Here is a 1,814-nt window from a genome sequence, read left to right on the forward strand (position 1 = left end):
TCAGAAAGCATTCCTGTATTAAAGCAAAATGGGGTTTGAATAAAAAAAGTCCCCTTGGTATGATACGAGGTGTCCAAAGCTGCGCAGCACAAGGACCCTTAAATGACCGAAGGAGGACTTCAAATGAAGTATAAACAAAACGAAAAGATTTTACAACTCACAGAAGCAACTTTAATTGTAGGAATAGACATCGCGAAATACAAACACGTAGCTCGAGCACAGGATTTTAGGGGAATCCAATTTGGGAAACCACTTACGTTCGAAAATTCTTTCACAGGGTTTACCAGTCTCATGACCTGGGTCGAAAGCTTAAAAATGAAACAAGGAAAGACAGAGGTTGTGTTTGGGATGGAGCCAACAGGCCACTACTGGCTTCCCTTAGCCTATTGGCTAATAGACAAAGAGTTGAAGGTAGTCGTCGTGAATCCAGCCCATGTGAAAAAATCAAAAGAGCTTGACGATAATTCGCCAACTAAAAACGATGTAAAGGATGCACGAGTGATTTCCAGACTCATTGAGGATGGCAGGTATTCTGAGCCAAATTTACCTAAAGGGATGTATGCGAATCTTCGTGAAGGAATGAATTTGTATGATCAACTGATGAAAGACCTTCAAGCTGTTCAGGGGCGGGTTCATCAATGGATTGACCGATACTTCCCTGAATACTTACAGACCTTCTCTGAGTGGGAGGGGAAAGCATCCTTACAAGTATTGCGAATGGGTTTATTCCCTGATGAAATCGCTAAATGTCAAGAAGAAGAGATTCTTGTTGAAATTCGGAAAGAAGTAAAACGAGGAGTTGGAATTAAGAAAGTCCGTCAGCTAAAGGACGCTGCTCGAAGTTCGATTGGGATCAAAGAAGGAAGAGATCTGGCCAGATTAAAATTAAAGACGTTATTAGCCCAATATGACTTGATTCAAAGAGAGATAGCGACCGTTTGGGAAAGAATAGAAGAACTACTCCAACAGATCCCTGGAGTAGAAGAAATGACGGGAATTTTAGGAGTTGGAGAAAAGACAATTGCCGCATTTTTTGCAGAAATAGGCGCCATAGAAAACTATGATCATCCTGATCAAATCATAAAATTAGCAGGGCTAAATCTTAAGTTGGCCACGTCTGGAAAGTGGAAGGGCAAAACCGTCATAACAAAAAGGGGACGGCCAAAATTACGATCTTTATTATACAAAGTGATTCTGCCATTGGTCGCTAAAAACCCAGCATTTAAAGCCCTACATCACTATTTTACAACCAGAAAAGACAACCCATTGAAGAAGAAACAATCGCTGATTGCCCTATGTAGTAAATTGATTCGAATTTTGTTTGTGATTGGTAAAAAGCAAGTTGCTTTTTGCCCAGAGAAAATGTTAAAAGATATCCCCCATTTTAGGTTACAAGAAGCCGCTTAAAGGTAGGAAGATTTTTAGTAGAATGGGTTTATTCGTATTCGTTTTTAAAAATGACAACTGAAGCTCGGAGCAGTCGGCAAATACTTAAACTATTGGGCAAAGACCCTGTCAGAAAGCATCGCCGACCCCGCTTCATGGAAAGGCAGTACGAAGGAATGTATGCGCATATGACGCCGTGAGACATGGGAGGGTGTGCCGCCATGAATAGTGTGGGATCCAAGAGCGCCCATATTATTGATATTAATCCTTTTTATGGAAAAATGAAAAGAAGGGTTTATTTAAGTATACCCTCCTCCTCCAAAAAAGAAATGAAATACTGTCGATCCACAATATGCTCATCTTATAAAAATTGAAATACTGAGAAAAACCGAGAAAACAAAAGAGAAACCTTACTTTAATGAGGGAGT

Annotated in this window: 1 protein-coding gene; it reads left to right on the plus strand. The window is 40.2% G+C overall.

Going from position 1 to position 1,814, the window contains the following annotated elements:
• The first annotated feature begins 123 nt into the window (after positions 1–123).
• Entirely contained in the window at positions 124–1,407 is a 1,284-nt protein-coding gene (locus tag IC621_RS26190; protein WP_191162971.1) for an IS110 family RNA-guided transposase, read from the plus strand.
• The last annotated feature ends 407 nt before the right edge of the window (positions 1,408–1,814 follow it).

The sequence above is a fragment of the Metabacillus arenae genome, from assembly GCF_014773385.1.
GTDB classification, from domain to species: domain Bacteria; phylum Bacillota; class Bacilli; order Bacillales; family Bacillaceae; genus Metabacillus_D; species Metabacillus_D arenae.